Genomic DNA, 15,874 nt, shown 5'->3' with positions numbered 1-15,874 from the left:
GCATGGATAATGAAATGCCTCGATTAAAGCTAAGAAGGCTTACCCACAATCGAGCACGATCATCCAGGAGCCATGCATGAAGCGCCGTCCCTTACTTAAAACAACCTTGGCCGCTAGCGCCTTGCTGTTCAGCGGGCTTTTCCCCTTCAGCGCCGCACAAGCAGCCGATACTATCAAGGTCGGTATCCTGCACTCCCTGTCCGGCACCATGGCGATTTCCGAGACCTCGCTCAAAGACATGGCGCTGATGACAATCGACGAAATCAATGCCAAGGGCGGCGTGAATGGCAAGAAGCTGGAGCCTGTTGTGGTTGATCCGGGCTCCAACTGGCCACTGTTCGCAGAGAAAGCTCGCCAGCTTCTCACACAAGACAAGGTAGCCGTGGTGTTTGGCTGCTGGACTTCCGTATCCCGCAAATCCGTCCTGCCGGTCTTTGAGGAACTGAACGGCATGCTGTTCTACCCCGTTCAGTACGAAGGCGAAGAGATGTCGCCTAACGTGTTTTACACCGGTGCAGCGCCCAACCAGCAGGCCGTTCCGGCGGTGGAGTATCTGATGAGCGAGGACGGCGGTGCTGCCAAGCGCTTCTTTCTTCTGGGCACCGATTACGTCTATCCGCGCACCACAAATAAGATCCTGCGCGCTTTCCTGCATAGTAAGGGCGTAGACGACAAAGACATCGAAGAGGTCTATACCCCCTTTGGTCACAGCGATTATCAGACCATTGTTGCAAACATCAAGAAGTTCTCTGCTGGCGGTAAGACCGCGGTGGTCTCGACCATCAATGGGGACTCCAACGTACCGTTCTACAAAGAACTCGCCAACCAAGGTCTGAAAGCAACGGATGTACCGGTAGTAGCCTTCTCGGTGGGTGAGGAAGAGCTGCGCGGTATCGACACCGCACCGCTGGTCGGCCATCTGGCAGCCTGGAATTACTTCCAGTCTGTAGAAAACCCGGTCAATCAGAAATTTGTCTCCGATTGGGAAGCCTACGCTAAGGCACACAATCTCCCCAATGCCTCTACGGCTGTCACCAATGACCCTATGGAAGCGACTTATGTCGGTATCCACATGTGGGCTCAAGCCGCTGAGAAAGCTAAGTCGACAGACGTAGACAAGGTCCGCGATGCGCTGGCTGATCAGAGCTTCCAGGCTCCCTCCGGCTACACCCTGACCATGGACAAGACCAATCATCACCTGCACAAGCCGGTCATGATCGGTGAGATCCAGGACGACGGCCAGTTCAGTGTGGTCTGGCAGACCGAAGGCCCAGTTCGTGCGCAGCCCTGGAGCCCTTACATTCCTGGTAATGACAAGAAACCCGATCATCCAGTCAAGGGTACTTTTTAACGCATGAATTTATAACGCATGGCAACTATTGGCTGACGCTCCGTTTGCCAATAGTTGCCATGCGCCACAAAGCGCCCGAGGGTGCAGCCCCTGCACACACGAGAAAAAACATGCGCCTGGTTTCTTTTTTACTGACTGCCCTGCTGCTGAGCACCGCTGGGTTGGCAACCGCCGGACCGGCTACCGACTTCGCGGCTGCCAGCAATGCGGAGCAGATCAAACTGCTACAGACCTGGTCAGCTGAGCCCAGCCCTGACCGTTTACCCCTTTTGCAGGCACTGCAGAATAACAATGTGGTGATCGATGATGAAAAGCACGTGTTTTACAGGGAGGGCGATACGCTACGTGCAGCAGAAGATTACTCAACCGCAACACCTGTCGGTACGCCGAAAGGCTTCCGCCTGAACAACCGGCTCAGGGTGTTGATCAGCAATGCCCTGGCAAGTCACCAGTTGCTATCAGACAGTGCCTCCGAACGATTACAAGCGGCACAGGCGCTGCGCCAGGAAGCCAAGCCTGAACAACGTCCCTTGCTGGAGCAGCGCCTGCATATCGAGGCCGACGAGGACGTTAAACAGGCCTTAAGCCTTGCGTTGGCAAACTTACAGCTAATTGATCCAGACCCTGCCGTTCGCCTGGCGGCGGTACGCCTGCTGGGAGACACCGGTGAGCCTCAGGCACGCACACGCCTGCAAGAGTTAACCAGCCCTGCCAATGAGGCCGACGCTGCTGTACGCAAAGCAGCCGCTACCAGCTTGAAACAGGTAGAGCGTCGTCTTCTGATAGGCGATCTGTTAGGCCAGGCATTTACCGGGCTTTCGCTGGGCTCGATTCTGCTGCTTGCAGCACTAGGCCTGGCCATCACCTATGGCCTCTTGGGCGTTATCAATATGGCGCATGGCGAGATGCTGATGCTTGGCGCTTACTCTACCTACGTAGTTCAGTTGCTGTTCCAGCGGCTGGCTCCTGACTGGCTAGCCTATTACCCTTTGCTCGCGCTGCCCGTAGCGTTTCTGGTCACTGCGGCTATCGGTATGGCGCTAGAGCGTACTGTGATCCGCCACCTTTACGGTCGCCCACTGGAAACCCTGCTGGCTACATGGGGCATCAGCCTGATGCTGATCCAGCTGGTGCGCGTCGTGTTTGGTGCGCAGAACGTAGAAGTGGCGAATCCGGCATGGCTCTCAGGCGGTATTCAGGTATTGCCAAACCTGCTGCTGCCCTACAACCGGCTCATCATCATTGGTTTTGTAATTGCGGTTCTGGCCCTGACCTGGAGCCTGCTTAACATGACCCGGCTGGGGCTGAACATTCGTGCCGTGACACAGAATCGCAACATGGCGGCTTGCTGTGGCGTACCGACCGGGCGCATTGACATGCTGGCGTTTGGCCTGGGTTCGGGCATTGCCGGCCTGGGGGGCGTGGCGCTGTCGCAGATTGGCAATGTCGGTCCGGACCTGGGTCAAGGCTACATCATTGATTCCTTCCTGGTCGTGGTGCTCGGGGGCGTCGGTCAATTGGCTGGCAGTGTTATGGCGGCGTTCGGCCTGGGCATTGCCAACAAGATTCTAGAACCGCAGATTGGCGCCGTGCTGGGAAAGATTCTAATCCTTGCGCTGATCATCCTGTTTATCCAGAAGCGACCCCAAGGTCTCTTCGCTCTTAAAGGGAGGGTGATCGATTGAACCAGCCCCTGACCATTACACTTGCTCAAAAAGCAGGGCCACGCTGGACCGCAGGTCTTGGCGGATTGGCCCTGGCTGGCCTGCTCACGCTGCCACTGCTCTCCTTATTACCGGCTGATAACCCACTACAGGTGTCGGCCTATACCCTGACCCTGGTGGGCAAGATTCTCTGTTATGCCATCGTGGCCCTTGCCCTTGATCTGGTCTGGGGGTACGCCGGGTTGCTGTCGCTCGGCCACGGCCTGTTCTTTGCCCTGGGTGGTTATGCGATGGGCATGTACCTGGTACGCCAGTCTGCCGGAGAAGGCATACCGGCCTTCATGTCGTTTTTGTCCTGGACGGAAGTCCCCTGGTTCTGGGCGGGTACGCAGCACTTCTTGTGGGCGCTGTGCCTGGTTGTGCTTGCGCCGGGCGTCCTTGCCTTTGTATTCGGCTTTTTTGCCTTCCGCTCACGCATCAAAGGCGTGTACTTCTCGATCATGACGCAGGCGCTAACCTTTGCCGGCATGCTGTTGTTCTTTCGCAACGAGACCGGTTTTGGAGGCAATAACGGATTTACCGGCTTTACTACCCTGCTAGGCTTTCCAGTCGCCTCACCCGGAATGCGCGCCGTACTGTTCCTGCTGACCGTAGCCCTGCTCGTAGGTAGCCTGCTCCTGGGTTGGCAGCTGGCACGCAGCAAGTTCGGCCGCATCCTCACGGCCATCCGCGATGCGGAAAACCGCGTGATGTTTTGCGGCTATGATCCACGCGGCTTTAAATTATTTGTCTGGACACTGTCCGCGGTGCTTTGTGGGTTGGCCGGCGCGTTATACGTGCCCCAGGTCGGCATCATCAACCCGAGCGAGATGGCACCGACTAACTCTATTGAAGCGGCCATTTGGGTGGCTTTGGGTGGCCGCGGCACGTTGATCGGGCCAATCATTGGCGCGGGAATCGTGAATGGCGCCAAAAGCTGGTTTACCGTGGCCTTCCCTGAGTACTGGCAGTTCTTTCTGGGCCTGCTGTTCATCGTCGTGACCCTTTACCTCCCCAAAGGCGTGATCGGACTGATCCGTAAGGATAAAGACCTATGAAAGCCGCTGTTGTACCTGAAGTGATTGATGCGTCACTAGGCAGCGAGTCGAGCGGTCTTGGCCACCGCGTCACAGGCGGTCTCGACACACGTCACGGCACGATTCTTACGCTGGAGGACATCAGTGTCAGCTTTGATGGATTCAAGGCGTTGAATGACCTGACGCTTTACATCGGCGTCGGTGAGCTGCGCTGCATTATCGGTCCCAACGGTGCTGGCAAGACGACCTTGATGGACGTGATTACTGGCAAGACGCGCCCTGGCACAGGCAAAGCCTACTTCGGCGAAACCTTTGACCTGACCCAGATGAGCGAGGTGCAGATTGCCCAGGCAGGTATTGGGCGGAAGTTTCAGAAACCTACGGTATTCGAAGCGCTCACCGTGTACGAAAACCTGGAACTGGCGCAGAAGGCCGATAAGTCTGTCTGGGCAAGCCTGCGAGCAAAGCTCTCTGGAGAGCAAAGAGATCGACTCGAAGAAATTCTGGCTACGATCCGCCTGAGCGAATCACGCCACCGGCCTGCCGGGCTTCTTTCCCACGGACAAAAACAGTTCCTGGAAATCGGCATGCTGCTAACCCAGGAGCCCCAACTGCTGCTGTTAGATGAGCCGGTTGCCGGCATGACGGACGCTGAAACCGAGTTTACAGCCGAGCTGTTCAAGTCCTTGGCACGTAAGCATTCACTCATGGTCGTGGAACATGACATGGGTTTTGTCGACACCATTGCTGACCATGTCACTGTACTGCATCAAGGGCATGTACTGGCAGAGGGATCTCTAGCCGAGGTACAGGCTAATGAACAGGTCATCGAAGTGTATCTAGGCCGATGAGTCGAGCCGCTACCCGGATTGACTCTAGCGATCCCAATACTTGGCTTTGCGGCGTGAGAGCCGCCTCCGCTTACGCGTCTGTAAGGAACAATGATGCTTCAGGTTAACGAACTTCATCAGTATTACGGTGGCAGTCATATCCTGCGCGGCCTGTCATTCGAGGCCAGGGTTGGCGAGGTAACATGTTTGCTTGGCCGCAATGGCGTTGGCAAAACCACGCTGCTCAAGTGCCTGATGGGCCTTATCCCCTCAAAACAGGGAAGCGTGGCCTGGGAAGGCAATGTGATTACTTCACTCAAGCCACACCAGCGGATTCATGCCGGTGTTGCCTATGTACCGCAGGGTCGTGAGATTTTCCCCAGGCTTACCGTAGAGGAAAATCTGCTAATGGGTCTGTCTCGCTTTCCGGCCGGACAAGCTAAAGAGGTCCCCGAATTTATCTATGAGCTGTTTCCTGTACTCAAGCAGATGAAACATCGCCGGGGCGGAGACCTCTCTGGTGGCCAGCAACAACAGCTCGCCATCGGCCGCGCCCTGGCCAGTCAGCCTCGCCTGCTGATTCTTGATGAGCCCACCGAAGGGATTCAGCCGTCCGTTATCAAGGAGATCGGTACGGTCATCAAGCGGCTGGCGGCCAGAGGCGATATGGCCATTTTACTGGTGGAGCAATTCTATGATTTTGCTGCCGAGCTGGCTGATCAATACCTTGTAATGTCACGTGGGGAGATTATCCAGCGTGGCCTGGGTACCCACATGGAAGCCGAAGGTGTACGCGGTCTGGTTGCTATTTGAAAACCGCTTGCCAGAGCACCGGGGCGGCATGCCATGATCCCGTCAGGTCAGCACAATGATGCTGCCGGTAAACCAAGACAGATAAGAACCGATGAACGCACCGATTACGCCTACCCTGTTTACGCCTGCCTGGCTGGCCGAGCTAGAGTTGGCCTATGCGCGCCAGGGAGACTGGACGCGGCCGATCACTCGGCGTCACGCGGGTCCGCTGCGGGTGCAAAAGCATTTGCATGCTGAAGGGCCTGAGGTGTGCCAACACATCATTGTCCATCCGCCCGGAGGCATTGCCGGCGGGGATCGACTGGATATCGATGTCCATGTAAGTGAACAGGCCTGGGCACAGCTGACCAGCCCGGGCGCTGCCAAATGGTACCGTGCGACAGGCCCGGCACATCAACACCTTGCGCTGACCATTGAGCCCGGCGCTACGCTGGAATGGCTCCCTCAGGAGACCATTGTCTTTTCGGGGGCGCAAGCTGAACTGGCCACCCGCATCAACCTTGAAGGCGATGCCCGCCTCTTTTATTGGGACATGATTGCCCTGGGTCGCCCCGCCAGCCAGGAACGGTTTACCTCGGGGCACTTCCAGTCCCATCTGGATATCGACCGCGATGGCCAGCCTCTGTGGCATGAGCGCCAGCGCATTGCAGGTGGGGACCGCCTGCTTGATTCGGCTATCGGCCTTGCTGGACATCCTGTATTCGCCACGCTGATCGTAACCGGTGATATCGACGAATCCCTGCTACAGGCCTGCCGCGCCCTGCCGTGTCAGGGCCGTGGTGATCTCACTCAACTTCCTGGCCTACTCGTGGCCCGTGTACTTGCCCATGAGGCGCTTGCGGCCCGCGCCTGGCTGATTGAACTCTGGACCTTGCTACGCCCTGCTCTACTGGGGCGCGGCGCTGTCCCTCCCCGTATCTGGAGCACCTGATGGACCTGACCCCCCGCGAAAAAGACAAGCTCTTGATTTTTACTGCTGGCCTTGTGGCCGAGCGGCGTCTGGCGAGAGGCCTGAAGCTCAATTACCCCGAAGCCATGGCGTTTATTTCGGCGGCCCTGCTCGAAGGCGCACGGGATGGCCAGACGGTAGCCGAGCTGATGCACTATGGCACCACGCTGCTCACCCGTGAGCAGGTCATGGAGGGCGTGCCGGAAATGATCCCGGACATCCAGGTGGAAGCCACATTTCCTGACGGGACAAAACTTGTGACCGTACATCAACCGATTGCCTGAGGCCGTTATGACGTGCTCTATCGCTCCTGCTCAAGAATCCGATCTGCCAGGCATTCTGGCCATTTATAACGACGCAGTGGAAAACACTACGGCCATCTGGAACGAAACCCTGGTGGATCTGGCCAACCGCCGTACCTGGCTGGCAGACCGTACTGCCCAAGGGTTTCCCGTATTGGTTGCCCACGACACCAACGGCGAAGTAATCGGCTATGCCAGCTATGGCACTTGGCGCACTATTGAAGGCTTTCGCCATACCGTCGAGCATTCGGTGTACGTACGCAACGATCAGCGTGGCCAGGGTATCGGCCCACAGCTTATGGAAGCGCTGATCGAGTACGCCCGTAAAGCCAACCTGCACATGATGGTGGCTGCGATTGAAAGCGGTAATACCGTCTCGATCCGCTTGCATGAGCGGCTTGGATTTGTGACGACAGGCCAGATGCCAGAAGTGGGCCGCAAGTTCGATCGTTGGCTGGACCTGACTTTCATGCAACTGAAGCTGGAGTCCAGCCATGGTTGACATCAAGATCGAGCATCTCAAGGCCGAGCATTTTCCTCAATACAGGGAAGGACTAGGCGCGCTGCTGCGTGACAGCGTAGCGGGCGGTGCCTCGATCGGTTTTCTGGCTGATCTGAGTAACGCCGAGGTAGATGCTTACCTGGAAGGTATTGAGCAAGGCATAAGCGAGGGCAACTTGCATCTATGGGTCGCACTGCTGGCTGACCGAACCGTAGCAGGCAGTGTGCAGTTGGCACCTGCCACCAAACGCAACGGCCTCAGGCGTGCAGAGGTACAGAAATTGATGGTATTACGTGGCGCGCGACGACACGGCATTGCGCACCGATTGATGATCACGCTCGAAAACGCCGCGCGAACATCAGGACGCACGCTGTTGCACCTCGACACCCTCGCGGGCTCCGATGCCGAATACCTTTATCAATATCTGGGTTACCAGCGTGTTGGGGAAATCCCGGATTATGCTGCCAACCCGGATGGGAGCTACCACCCGACCGCCCTTTATTACAAACAGCTCAGGAACCTCTCATGATCCCTGGCGAATACCAGATCAAAGATGGCGATATCGAACTCAATGTCGGCCGCCGGACCCTAAGCCTGACAGTAGCCAACACAGGGGATCGCCCCATTCAGGTTGGGTCCCACTATCACTTTTACGAAACCAACGATGCTCTTGCCTTTGATCGAGCACAGGCGCGAGGCATGCGCCTGAACATTCCCGCTGGCACAGCTGTGCGTTTTGAGCCGGGCCAGTCGCGTGATGTGGAGCTGGTGGAACTGGCAGGCGACCGCATCGTGTATGGCTTTGCCGGCCGCGTCATGGGGCAGTTGTAACGCGCCGTTCCAATGCAATGAACATCACGGTTATCGCTTCGCTCCATCTCCCCATCGGACACAGGTGCATCTCCAGAGGATGATCGAGCCGCATTGTGTGAATGCAGCGATACCCATTACCAACCGAACACGAAATACAGGACGGGCCCGGCAGAGCGCCACCCTCCCCCATCAGGATCAGGACGAGTGATATGAAGATTTCACGCCAAGCCTATGCCGACATGTTTGGCCCCACTACGGGCGACAAGGTACGTCTGGCCGACACGGACCTGTGGATCGAGGTCGAAGAAGATCACACCGTGTATGGAGAAGAGGTTAAGTTTGGTGGTGGCAAGGTCATCCGCGACGGCATGGGCCAGAGTCAGCGCTGCGCAGCCGACGTGGTCGATACGGTGATCACCAATGCGCTGATTCTTGACCACTGGGGAATCGTGAAGGCGGACGTCGGCCTCAAGAATGGCCGTATTGCAGCGATTGGCAAGGCAGGCAACCCGGACATCCAGCCTGGAGTAACGATTGCTATTGGTGGCGCGACAGAGGTCATCGCCGGGGAAGGCATGATCCTCACAGCAGGCGGTATCGATAGCCATATTCACTTCATCTGTCCGCAGCAGATCGAAGAGGCCCTCATGAGTGGCGTGACTACCATGATCGGCGGAGGCACAGGTCCTGCCACTGGAACCAATGCGACTACCGTAACACCCGGCCCCTGGCATATGGCGCGCATGCTCCAGGCCGCAGATGCCTTTCCCATGAATATCGGCTTTACCGGCAAAGGCAACGTAAGTGTTGCCGAACCGCTAATAGAGCAGATCAAGGCTGGCGCTATTGGCCTTAAGTTGCATGAGGACTGGGGCACGACACCGGCAGCTATCGACAACTGCCTTGCAGTGGCTGACCAGTACGATATCCAGGTTGCAATCCATACCGATACGCTAAATGAGTCTGGCTTCGTCGAGACGACCCTTGGCGCGTTCAAAGACCGCACCATTCACACCTATCACACTGAAGGTGCAGGGGGTGGACACGCGCCGGATATCATCAAAGCCTGCGGTTTCCCCAATGTGCTGCCCAGTTCCACCAATCCAACCCGGCCGTTTACCAAGAACACCATTGATGAGCACCTGGACATGCTCATGGTCTGCCATCATCTCGACCCAAGCATCGCTGAAGACGTAGCCTTCGCCGAGAGCCGTATCCGCCGCGAGACCATTGCTGCCGAGGATATCCTCCATGACCTGGGCGCATTTTCAATGATCAGCTCTGACAGTCAGGCCATGGGCCGCGTGGGCGAAGTCATCACTCGCACCTGGCAGACAGCAGACAAAATGAAGAAGCAACGCGGCCCTTTGCCCGAGGACGGTCCCGGCCATGACAACTTCCGCGCAAAGCGCTATATCGCTAAATACACCATCAACCCGGCCATTACCCACGGAGTCAGCCATGAAGTGGGCTCTATTGAAGTGGGTAAATGGGCAGATCTGGTTTTGTGGCGCCCGGCCTTCTTTGGCGTGAAACCCTCATTGATCCTAAAAGGCGGTGCCATTGCAGCGAGCCTCATGGGCGATGCCAACGCGTCTATCCCTACGCCACAACCAGTTCACTATCGTCCCATGTTCGCAAGCTACGCCGGTGCGCGTCACGCCACGAGCCTCACCTTTATCAGCCAAGCTGCTTTTGACGCCGGTATACCTGCCCAGTTAGGGCTCAAGAAGCAGATCGGTGTCGTGAAAGGCTGCCGTACGGTAAAAAAGACTGACCTGATCCATAACGGCTATCTGCCAACCATCGAGGTCGATCCACAGAACTATCAGGTGAAAGCAGACGGGCAGTTGTTGTGGTGCGAACCGGCAGAAGTCCTGCCAATGGCGCAGCGGTATTTTCTGTTTTGATTAGGATCTAGCAGAAGGCCCAAGGCAGCATTACCGCTTCCGAGTGGTAACGCTGCCTTAGAGAAACGGAATTACTTGCTGGCAGCGTCGATGGCTTTCTGCAGGTTATCCGCATCGGTCGCACCAGGGACAACGGTTACGTTGTCTGCAGTTGCGCCCTTGGTCGGCATGACCACGAACGTAGGCGTGCCCTGGATCTGCATCTTGCTGCCCAGGTCCATATTGGCCTGAATCTGAGACTCCAGCGTCTTGGCATCGGCCTTGACATCGGCCAGCTTGAGATCAACCAGCTTCAATGCTTTTTCCACATCCTGCTCGGTCAGCTTGCCCTCGTTCTTGCCGGTTGCAAACAGGCCGTTGTGGTACTTCAGGTAAGCATCGCCGCCCTTCTTGGCATATACATACTGACCAGCTTCTGCCGCCAGGATAGAGGCTGGCCAACGCGCGCCGAAGACCGGAAACTCTTTGAAGACAAAGCGAACATTAGGGTTTGCCTTGATTAGCGTCTCAACCGTCTCGGACATGTGGTAGCAGTAGATGCACTGGTAATCAAAGAACTCGACGATGGCTACCTTGGCGTCCTTTGGGCCGACTGCAGGCGTCTTGGCATCGTTGAGCAAGGCATCGGCAGAGGCTATGGCGCCCACAGTCAGCTGGCTGATCTGTTCTTCCTGCTGCTTTTGCTGCAATGCCTGACTGACCTGAACCAAAATTTCTGGGTGATTGATCAGATAGTCCGCTGCGATTTTGCCGATCGCATCCTGCTGGCTGGCATTGAAACCGCCAACCGAGTCATCGGCGTGAGCAAAAGGAGTGCAGGCCAGAACCAACGCTGCAAGAGCTGATTTGGCACGCAGCGTTCGACCTTTGAAATTCTGCATCTGTGGTTCCTTAGCTTGAACGATAGGGAAATAGCACTCCGCCGGCGGGCGGAAAGCTCATGATCGTACCGCATGCAGGGGCCGTTACAAAAACACACTGAACCGCAGGGGTAAAAACTTGAAGTACTAGACACCCTGTCAGCCTTAACACTGCAAGGCGTTGCACTTGGTCGACTTCAGCTGACGTTTTCTCTGGAGAAGAGTCCGAATATCTTTATCAAGGTAAACGCAAATGACCGACAAGGCTGACTTTATTCGAGTTGTGAAGAGCGAAGTGCTTTCCGAAGACTTCTCTGTACTCAAGAGGAACACATTTGACTACCGCCGCCGTGATGGCCAGTGGCAGCAGCTGACACGGGAAACGTATGACGCGGGCGATAGCACCACCGTCCTTCTTTACAACAGGGCACATCGTACCGTTGTACTCACGCGACAATTTCGCTTTCCTGCCTTTGTTAATGGCGTAGCAGACGGCATGTTGCTCGAAACACCAGCCGGCAAGCTTGATAAAGCGTCTCCTGAGAAACGTATTAAGGAAGAGATCCGTGAAGAGACCGGCTATGACATCCAGAATGTCACGCCACTGTTTGAAGCCTATTCAACCCCCGGCTCCGTGACGGAAAAGCTCTCTTTTTTCACGGCTGAATACGAGCCAAGTAACCGCAAGGAAGACGGTGGCGGCCTGGAGGGAGAAGGTGAGGACATCGAGGTACTGGAAATGCCTTTCGATGAAGCGTTAGGGTTGATCAGGCAAGGGCAGATCAAAGACATGAAGACCATTACCCTGCTCTATCACGCAGCGCTATACGTATTCGACAAACCTGTAGCGTAATATCAGCCACTTTTCGGGCGAGCAGGCCACCAGGCCCACTCGCCCGAAGGCGATTCCTTACAGGCGGAACCGTGCCATTTGCGTGGCCAAATGATCGGCCATAAGAGACAGCTCCTGGCAATCCGCACGGCAGGCATTCACATCCTTGACCGTTGTTTGAGCAAGGTCAGCGATACCCTGAACGTTCCGATTGATCTCTTCCGTTACTGAGCTTTGCTCTTCAGTAGCAGTCGCCACCTGATGGTTTCGATCCGTAAGCTCTTCGACATGCGCAGCAATGGCATCTAATGATCGGCCTGTTTGTCTGCTGGCCTCTACGCCCGTTTCAGTAGCCGATTGCCCGGCACGTATGGAGGCAACGGCCTCATCAGCACGTCCCTTGAGTTCACCAATCATGCGTTGAATTTCAGAGGTCGCGCTTTGGGTACGGCCAGCCAGGGTACGAACCTCATCCGCTACCACGGCAAATCCACGCCCCATTTCACCTGCACGTGCTGCCTCAATGGCTGCATTGAGCGCTAGCAGATTCGTCTGGTCGGAAATACTACGAATTACCAGCAAAACCTCATCAATGGTATCGACCTGTTGAGCCAGGGCACCTACAGCGCTTGCCGCCTCCTCAATATCAGCCGACATCCCTTGGACATACCGGATAAATTGTCCAACCACCTGCTTGGCGGATACCGCCTCTTCCTGAGTGCTGCTAGAGACCTCAGCTGCAGCGCCAGCATTGCGTGCGATCTCTTGCACGGTCAGTCCCATTTCATGCACAGCGGTAGCCACCATATCGGTCATATGCTGCTGCTGGGTAGCTCGCGTCGATGTGCTATCCACTACCTGGGCAACCTGGACCACATTCTGCCGAAGCTGCTCGCTGGTATGCAGGGCGTTACCGATCAGCTCGCGCAAACTTTCAACAAATCGGTTAAAGCCACGCGCCAGATCACCTAGTTCATTCGCACGGCTTTCATCAAGCCGGCGCGTTAGGTCGCCATCACCGCTACCAATATCGATCAGCGCGGTTGTTACCTGACGAATCGGTCGAACAATACTGCGCGCCATCCAGACAACCAGTCCCAGAAACGCCAGAACAACGGCCAGACTAATACTTGAAATGACAAACAAAGCCTTTTGGGCAGGACCATAAACCTCCGAAAGCGGCACCTCGCTGACCAGCGTCCATCCAAGCGACTCGACTGGCTCAGCTACCGCTACGTATTCCTGGCCATCCCGCTCAAACATCACAGCCTGACTGTCAGCGCCTTTTGCCTTGGCAATCAGTTGCTGGGCGGGCCCGGTTCCTACTAACTGCTCAAGCATCTTCTTGTCATTGAGTTCGGCCTGGGGATGAACCTTCACCTTGCCGTCTGGACTGACTAAATACACCTGGCCCTGCTGGCCAAAACGGAAGTCACGAATCATGTCTGACAATGCTGTCAGGCTGAAGCCCAGCCCTACTACACCCAACAAGCGGCCGTCGCGCTCGATACGCTCATCAATAAACAAGGTGGGCATATGGGTATTGTTATCAATGTCGATCACGATCAAACGCTGTTGTCCGCTCGCCAGAAAGTCATAAAACCACTTACTGTTCGCTTCGCCAGGTTTGAGGGTGATATCCAGACCTTTGTTCGTAAAATAATGGCCGGAATCCTTGGAGATGATAAAGGACACAAGCGCGTTGTAATGCTGTTGAAGATTCGATAAATAATGTACGAACTGAGGCTGTTGCTCGACAGCTTCGCCAGCACTCAACCAGTCGGCAATCAATGTATTGTTGGCCATATTACTGGCCGTGGTCAGCGGGACGGTTAGTACCCGTTCAAGATCATTTCGAATCGCTTTGACACTGGCTGGCATGGCCTCTTGAAGCAGATAACGATCGGTTAACCGATTCAAGGCATAGGCATAGATACCGATTACAACCAAACTGCTAATGACCAAGGCGGCGCCCATGCTCAGGATAAGCTGCCACTGGATACTGTTTCGCCAAAGACGCATAACGTAACGTGCCTCGAATTCCGCGACTAGAAGAGATGCTGCAAAGAGATCTGGAGATGATTAAGCGATAACCCTAAATGCAGGGGCACAGCTAGCGTCTAGACGTTCTTTGAGTAAACGAATAAGTAGTGCAACGCGTATCGACGGACAGAAGAAGAACTTTACGGGGAGGGAATGGTTTTTTGAGAGTGGGTGACTGACGGCAACAATAAAAACCGAACAGTAAAGCGTTGCCTTTTAAAAAGGCAAGATCATAAATCCTCAGAAAGATGCTAGCGTGCGCTGGCAAGCCCTATATTTAAAAGGCTTTAACGAGCAGCAAGGTGGCTCTATTGCCTTGCTCCCTACTGCTCTTTAGCGTAGCTGACTGTCCTTACTGCCGCGTCGGTTATAGCCGCTGAATCTGGCCTGCTCCTTGTCGTGCGCGGCCTGACAGTTAACGCACAAGCGCACACCCTTTACTGCTTGGCGTCGAGCCTCGGGAATAACCGCATCGCACTCTTCGCAGTGCGTCAGGCTTTCACCACGCCCCATCTGGCTTCGAGCGCGCTGGATAGCATCTTCAATAGTGCTGTCGATCTGCTCCTGAACCGCACCGTCGTTTGCCCAACCACTGGCCATAGGACTCTCCCATTAGCTGTGAGACATCCTGTTGATATGGGTACACCCGCACCGATAACAAGAGGCCAGCGCAACATCATTTGCCATAGCCGACCAATGACATCTATGACTCGTTTACACCAGATCTGCTCGCGTCAGCTCACTTTTGAGATAGGCGTAATAGATAGGCGCCGCCACAAGTCCTGGTAAGCCGAAAGCCGATTCAAAAACCAGCATGGCCAACAATAACTCCCAGGAGCGGGCCTTGATTTGCCCTCCGACAATGCGCGCATTGAGGAAATACTCAAGCTTATGGATAGCGACCAGATAGCACCCTACGGAGACTGCCACCCAAAGCGAAACCGAAAGCCCTACGATCAGAATCAGGGTATTAGAGAGCAAATTCCCGATTACGGGCAGCAGCCCCAGAATGAACGTCGCCACGATCATGGTCTTAATCAACGGCAAGTGGATGCCACAGAGCGGCAGCACACCGGCCAGGAAGACGGCCGTCAGAATGGTATTGATAAAAGAGATCTTTACCTGGGCAAACACCACATTGCGGAATGCTTCGGACAGAAGTGCCACACGATCCAGCAGAGCCGTAGACAACGGACGCTCATGCGCGCGACTGCGCTTGCGCTGCAGGGCGACCGCAGCGCCGAGAATCAGACCAATTACCAGGGTAACAAAGGTGTGTATCGCATCCTTGCCGATGGTTTGCAGCTCGCCCACATGAGCCCTCAACCATTCATTGACCGAATGACGAAAATCCTCGGCACTAGCAGGCAGGTATTTATCCAGCGCAAGCGGTAACTGTCCACGTGCACGCTCAGTCAAGGCCATGAATTTATCGATCAGACTGCCGGGGTTGCGAGCCTCATGGAGCACAAAACTGATCGCCCCAGCAAAAAATACAGCCAATACGCAAACAACCAATGTCACCAGCAGAGCTACCGCTACGATACGGGCCCGGTCGCCAGAAATGAGCCCCTGCAGACGAGGCTCCAGCATGTTGGCTAGCTCGAACACCAGCAGACCGGCGAACAGACTGGGAACCAATCCCAGCGGAAAAACCAACATAAGGCTAGCCAGGATAATGAACCAACTACCCAGCAGAATCTGACGAGGCGTGAATACGGGCATGATGTCCTATACGTTGATAAAGCCGCCTTACAAAGGCAGCCTGTTCCATGAGTCATTGTCTTAAAACAGGAAAAGCCACTAACCGCAGCCGCGCTCAGTGAAGCGCTATTGTGCCCTGTTGAGGCCTGCAGCGGGAAATACTGAACATATTTATGCGAGGCTCTACCTTAACGGCATAGCAGGAAAAAGAGTAACGACTCATGC

At 55.5% G+C, this 15,874-nt stretch carries 16 protein-coding genes and 1 pseudogene; 12 read left to right on the top strand and 5 right to left on the bottom strand.

Going from position 1 to position 15,874, the window contains the following annotated elements:
* The first annotated feature begins 76 nt into the window (after positions 1-76).
* The 11 genes from urtA to ureC all read left to right on the top strand — a co-directional run bounded on the left by urtA (position 77) and on the right by ureC (position 10,210).
* Positions 77-1,351 carry an urea ABC transporter substrate-binding protein gene (gene urtA, locus IEX86_RS06895; protein ID WP_188865400.1) on the top strand — a complete coding sequence of 425 codons (1,275 nt, stop codon included), beginning with the start codon at positions 77-79 and terminating at the stop codon, positions 1,349-1,351.
* Between the two features lie 110 nt (positions 1,352-1,461).
* Positions 1,462-3,036 (top strand): urea ABC transporter permease subunit UrtB, encoded by a 1,575-nt coding sequence (urtB, locus tag IEX86_RS06890; protein ID WP_188865399.1) that lies wholly within the window; start codon positions 1,462-1,464, stop codon positions 3,034-3,036.
* Complete coding sequence (gene urtC / locus IEX86_RS06885; RefSeq protein ID WP_188865398.1) at positions 3,033-4,112, top strand: urea ABC transporter permease subunit UrtC; 1,080 nt, start codon at positions 3,033-3,035, stop codon at positions 4,110-4,112. Before urtB ends, urtC begins: the two co-directional genes overlap by 4 nt.
* Positions 4,109-4,942, top strand: a complete 834-nt coding sequence (gene urtD, locus IEX86_RS06880) for an urea ABC transporter ATP-binding protein UrtD (RefSeq protein WP_188865397.1) — start codon at positions 4,109-4,111, stop codon at positions 4,940-4,942. Before urtC ends, urtD begins: the two co-directional genes overlap by 4 nt.
* Before the next feature lie 93 nt (positions 4,943-5,035).
* Complete coding sequence (gene urtE, locus IEX86_RS06875; RefSeq protein ID WP_188865396.1) at positions 5,036-5,734, top strand: urea ABC transporter ATP-binding subunit UrtE; 699 nt, start codon at positions 5,036-5,038, stop codon at positions 5,732-5,734.
* Positions 5,735-5,825: 91 nt separating this feature from the next.
* Positions 5,826-6,665: an urease accessory protein UreD gene (locus IEX86_RS06870; protein WP_188865395.1), complete on the top strand. Its 840-nt coding sequence runs from the start codon at positions 5,826-5,828 to the stop codon at positions 6,663-6,665.
* Complete coding sequence (locus IEX86_RS06865) at positions 6,665-6,967, top strand: urease subunit gamma (protein ID WP_010795439.1); 303 nt, start codon at positions 6,665-6,667, stop codon at positions 6,965-6,967. Before IEX86_RS06870 ends, IEX86_RS06865 begins: the two co-directional genes overlap by 1 nt.
* A 7-nt stretch (positions 6,968-6,974) precedes the next feature.
* Positions 6,975-7,487: a GNAT family N-acetyltransferase gene (locus IEX86_RS06860; protein ID WP_188865394.1), complete on the top strand. Its 513-nt coding sequence runs from the start codon at positions 6,975-6,977 to the stop codon at positions 7,485-7,487.
* Positions 7,480-8,016, top strand: a complete 537-nt coding sequence (locus IEX86_RS06855; protein WP_188865393.1) for a GNAT family N-acetyltransferase — start codon at positions 7,480-7,482, stop codon at positions 8,014-8,016. Before IEX86_RS06860 ends, IEX86_RS06855 begins: the two co-directional genes overlap by 8 nt.
* On the top strand, positions 8,013-8,318 hold the full coding sequence (locus IEX86_RS06850) for an urease subunit beta (protein WP_188865392.1): 306 nt from the start codon (positions 8,013-8,015) through the stop codon (positions 8,316-8,318). The genes IEX86_RS06855 and IEX86_RS06850 overlap by 4 nt, the downstream gene beginning before the upstream one ends.
* Positions 8,319-8,509: 191 nt before the next feature.
* Positions 8,510-10,210 carry an urease subunit alpha gene (gene ureC / locus IEX86_RS06845; protein ID WP_188865391.1) on the top strand — a complete coding sequence of 567 codons (1,701 nt, stop codon included), beginning with the start codon at positions 8,510-8,512 and terminating at the stop codon, positions 10,208-10,210.
* Between the two features lie 71 nt (positions 10,211-10,281).
* On the opposite strand, the gene IEX86_RS06840 is transcribed toward ureC, so the two are convergent.
* Entirely contained in the window at positions 10,282-11,091 is an 810-nt protein-coding gene (locus tag IEX86_RS06840) for a DsbA family protein (RefSeq protein WP_188865390.1), read from the bottom strand.
* A 232-nt stretch (positions 11,092-11,323) separates the two neighbouring features.
* Here IEX86_RS06840 and IEX86_RS06835 point away from each other — a divergent pair, with 232 nt between their 5' ends.
* The gene (locus IEX86_RS06835) at positions 11,324-11,923 is read left to right on the top strand and encodes an NUDIX domain-containing protein (protein WP_188865389.1); all 600 of its coding nucleotides are present in this window, start codon (positions 11,324-11,326) and stop codon (positions 11,921-11,923) included.
* A gap of 57 nt (positions 11,924-11,980) precedes the next feature.
* Here the strand turns inward: IEX86_RS06835 and IEX86_RS25625 are convergent, their stop codons facing one another.
* The 4 genes and pseudogenes from IEX86_RS25625 to IEX86_RS06820 form a co-directional block, all read right to left on the bottom strand.
* Positions 11,981-12,709: a methyl-accepting chemotaxis protein gene (locus tag IEX86_RS25625; RefSeq protein WP_373290413.1), complete on the bottom strand. Its 729-nt coding sequence runs from the start codon at positions 12,707-12,709 to the stop codon at positions 11,981-11,983.
* 126 nt (positions 12,710-12,835) lie between these two features.
* A pseudogene (locus IEX86_RS25620) lies at positions 12,836-13,783 on the bottom strand (HAMP domain-containing protein); the annotation flags it as partial.
* A 495-nt stretch (positions 13,784-14,278) separates the two neighbouring features.
* Positions 14,279-14,545, bottom strand: a complete 267-nt coding sequence (locus IEX86_RS06825; RefSeq protein ID WP_074825024.1) for a DksA/TraR family C4-type zinc finger protein — start codon at positions 14,543-14,545, stop codon at positions 14,279-14,281.
* A gap of 114 nt (positions 14,546-14,659) precedes the next feature.
* A complete protein-coding gene (locus IEX86_RS06820; protein ID WP_188865387.1) occupies positions 14,660-15,670 on the bottom strand; it encodes an AI-2E family transporter in 1,011 nt (336 codons plus the stop codon).
* Between the last annotated feature and the right edge of the window lie 204 nt (positions 15,671-15,874).

Source organism: Pseudomonas asuensis, from assembly GCF_014646755.1.
GTDB lineage: Bacteria > Pseudomonadota > Gammaproteobacteria > Pseudomonadales > Pseudomonadaceae > Chryseomonas > Chryseomonas asuensis.
This window is presented reverse-complemented; position numbering and strand designations above follow the sequence as displayed.

Excerpts from the sequence above, each read along its gene's own strand:
- urtA (WP_188865400.1), top strand. The coding sequence starts at position 77 with ATGAAGCGCCGTCCCTTACTTAAAACAACCTTGGCCGCTAGCGCCTTG.
- urtB (WP_188865399.1), top strand. The coding sequence starts at position 1,462 with ATGCGCCTGGTTTCTTTTTTACTGACTGCCCTGCTGCTGAGCACCGCT.
- urtD (WP_188865397.1), top strand. The coding sequence starts at position 4,109 with ATGAAAGCCGCTGTTGTACCTGAAGTGATTGATGCGTCACTAGGCAGC.
- urtE (WP_188865396.1), top strand. The coding sequence starts at position 5,036 with ATGCTTCAGGTTAACGAACTTCATCAGTATTACGGTGGCAGTCATATC.
- IEX86_RS06870 (WP_188865395.1), top strand. The coding sequence starts at position 5,826 with ATGAACGCACCGATTACGCCTACCCTGTTTACGCCTGCCTGGCTGGCC.
- IEX86_RS06865 (WP_010795439.1), top strand. The coding sequence starts at position 6,665 with ATGGACCTGACCCCCCGCGAAAAAGACAAGCTCTTGATTTTTACTGCT.
- IEX86_RS06860 (WP_188865394.1), top strand. The coding sequence starts at position 6,975 with ATGACGTGCTCTATCGCTCCTGCTCAAGAATCCGATCTGCCAGGCATT.
- IEX86_RS06855 (WP_188865393.1), top strand. The coding sequence starts at position 7,480 with ATGGTTGACATCAAGATCGAGCATCTCAAGGCCGAGCATTTTCCTCAA.
- IEX86_RS06850 (WP_188865392.1), top strand. The coding sequence starts at position 8,013 with ATGATCCCTGGCGAATACCAGATCAAAGATGGCGATATCGAACTCAAT.
- ureC (WP_188865391.1), top strand. The coding sequence starts at position 8,510 with ATGAAGATTTCACGCCAAGCCTATGCCGACATGTTTGGCCCCACTACG.
- IEX86_RS06840 (WP_188865390.1), bottom strand. The coding sequence starts at position 11,091 with ATGCAGAATTTCAAAGGTCGAACGCTGCGTGCCAAATCAGCTCTTGCA.
- IEX86_RS06835 (WP_188865389.1), top strand. The coding sequence starts at position 11,324 with ATGACCGACAAGGCTGACTTTATTCGAGTTGTGAAGAGCGAAGTGCTT.
- IEX86_RS25625 (WP_373290413.1), bottom strand. The coding sequence starts at position 12,709 with ATGGTGGCTACCGCTGTGCATGAAATGGGACTGACCGTGCAAGAGATC.
- IEX86_RS06825 (WP_074825024.1), bottom strand. The coding sequence starts at position 14,545 with ATGGCCAGTGGTTGGGCAAACGACGGTGCGGTTCAGGAGCAGATCGAC.
- IEX86_RS06820 (WP_188865387.1), bottom strand. The coding sequence starts at position 15,670 with ATGCCCGTATTCACGCCTCGTCAGATTCTGCTGGGTAGTTGGTTCATT.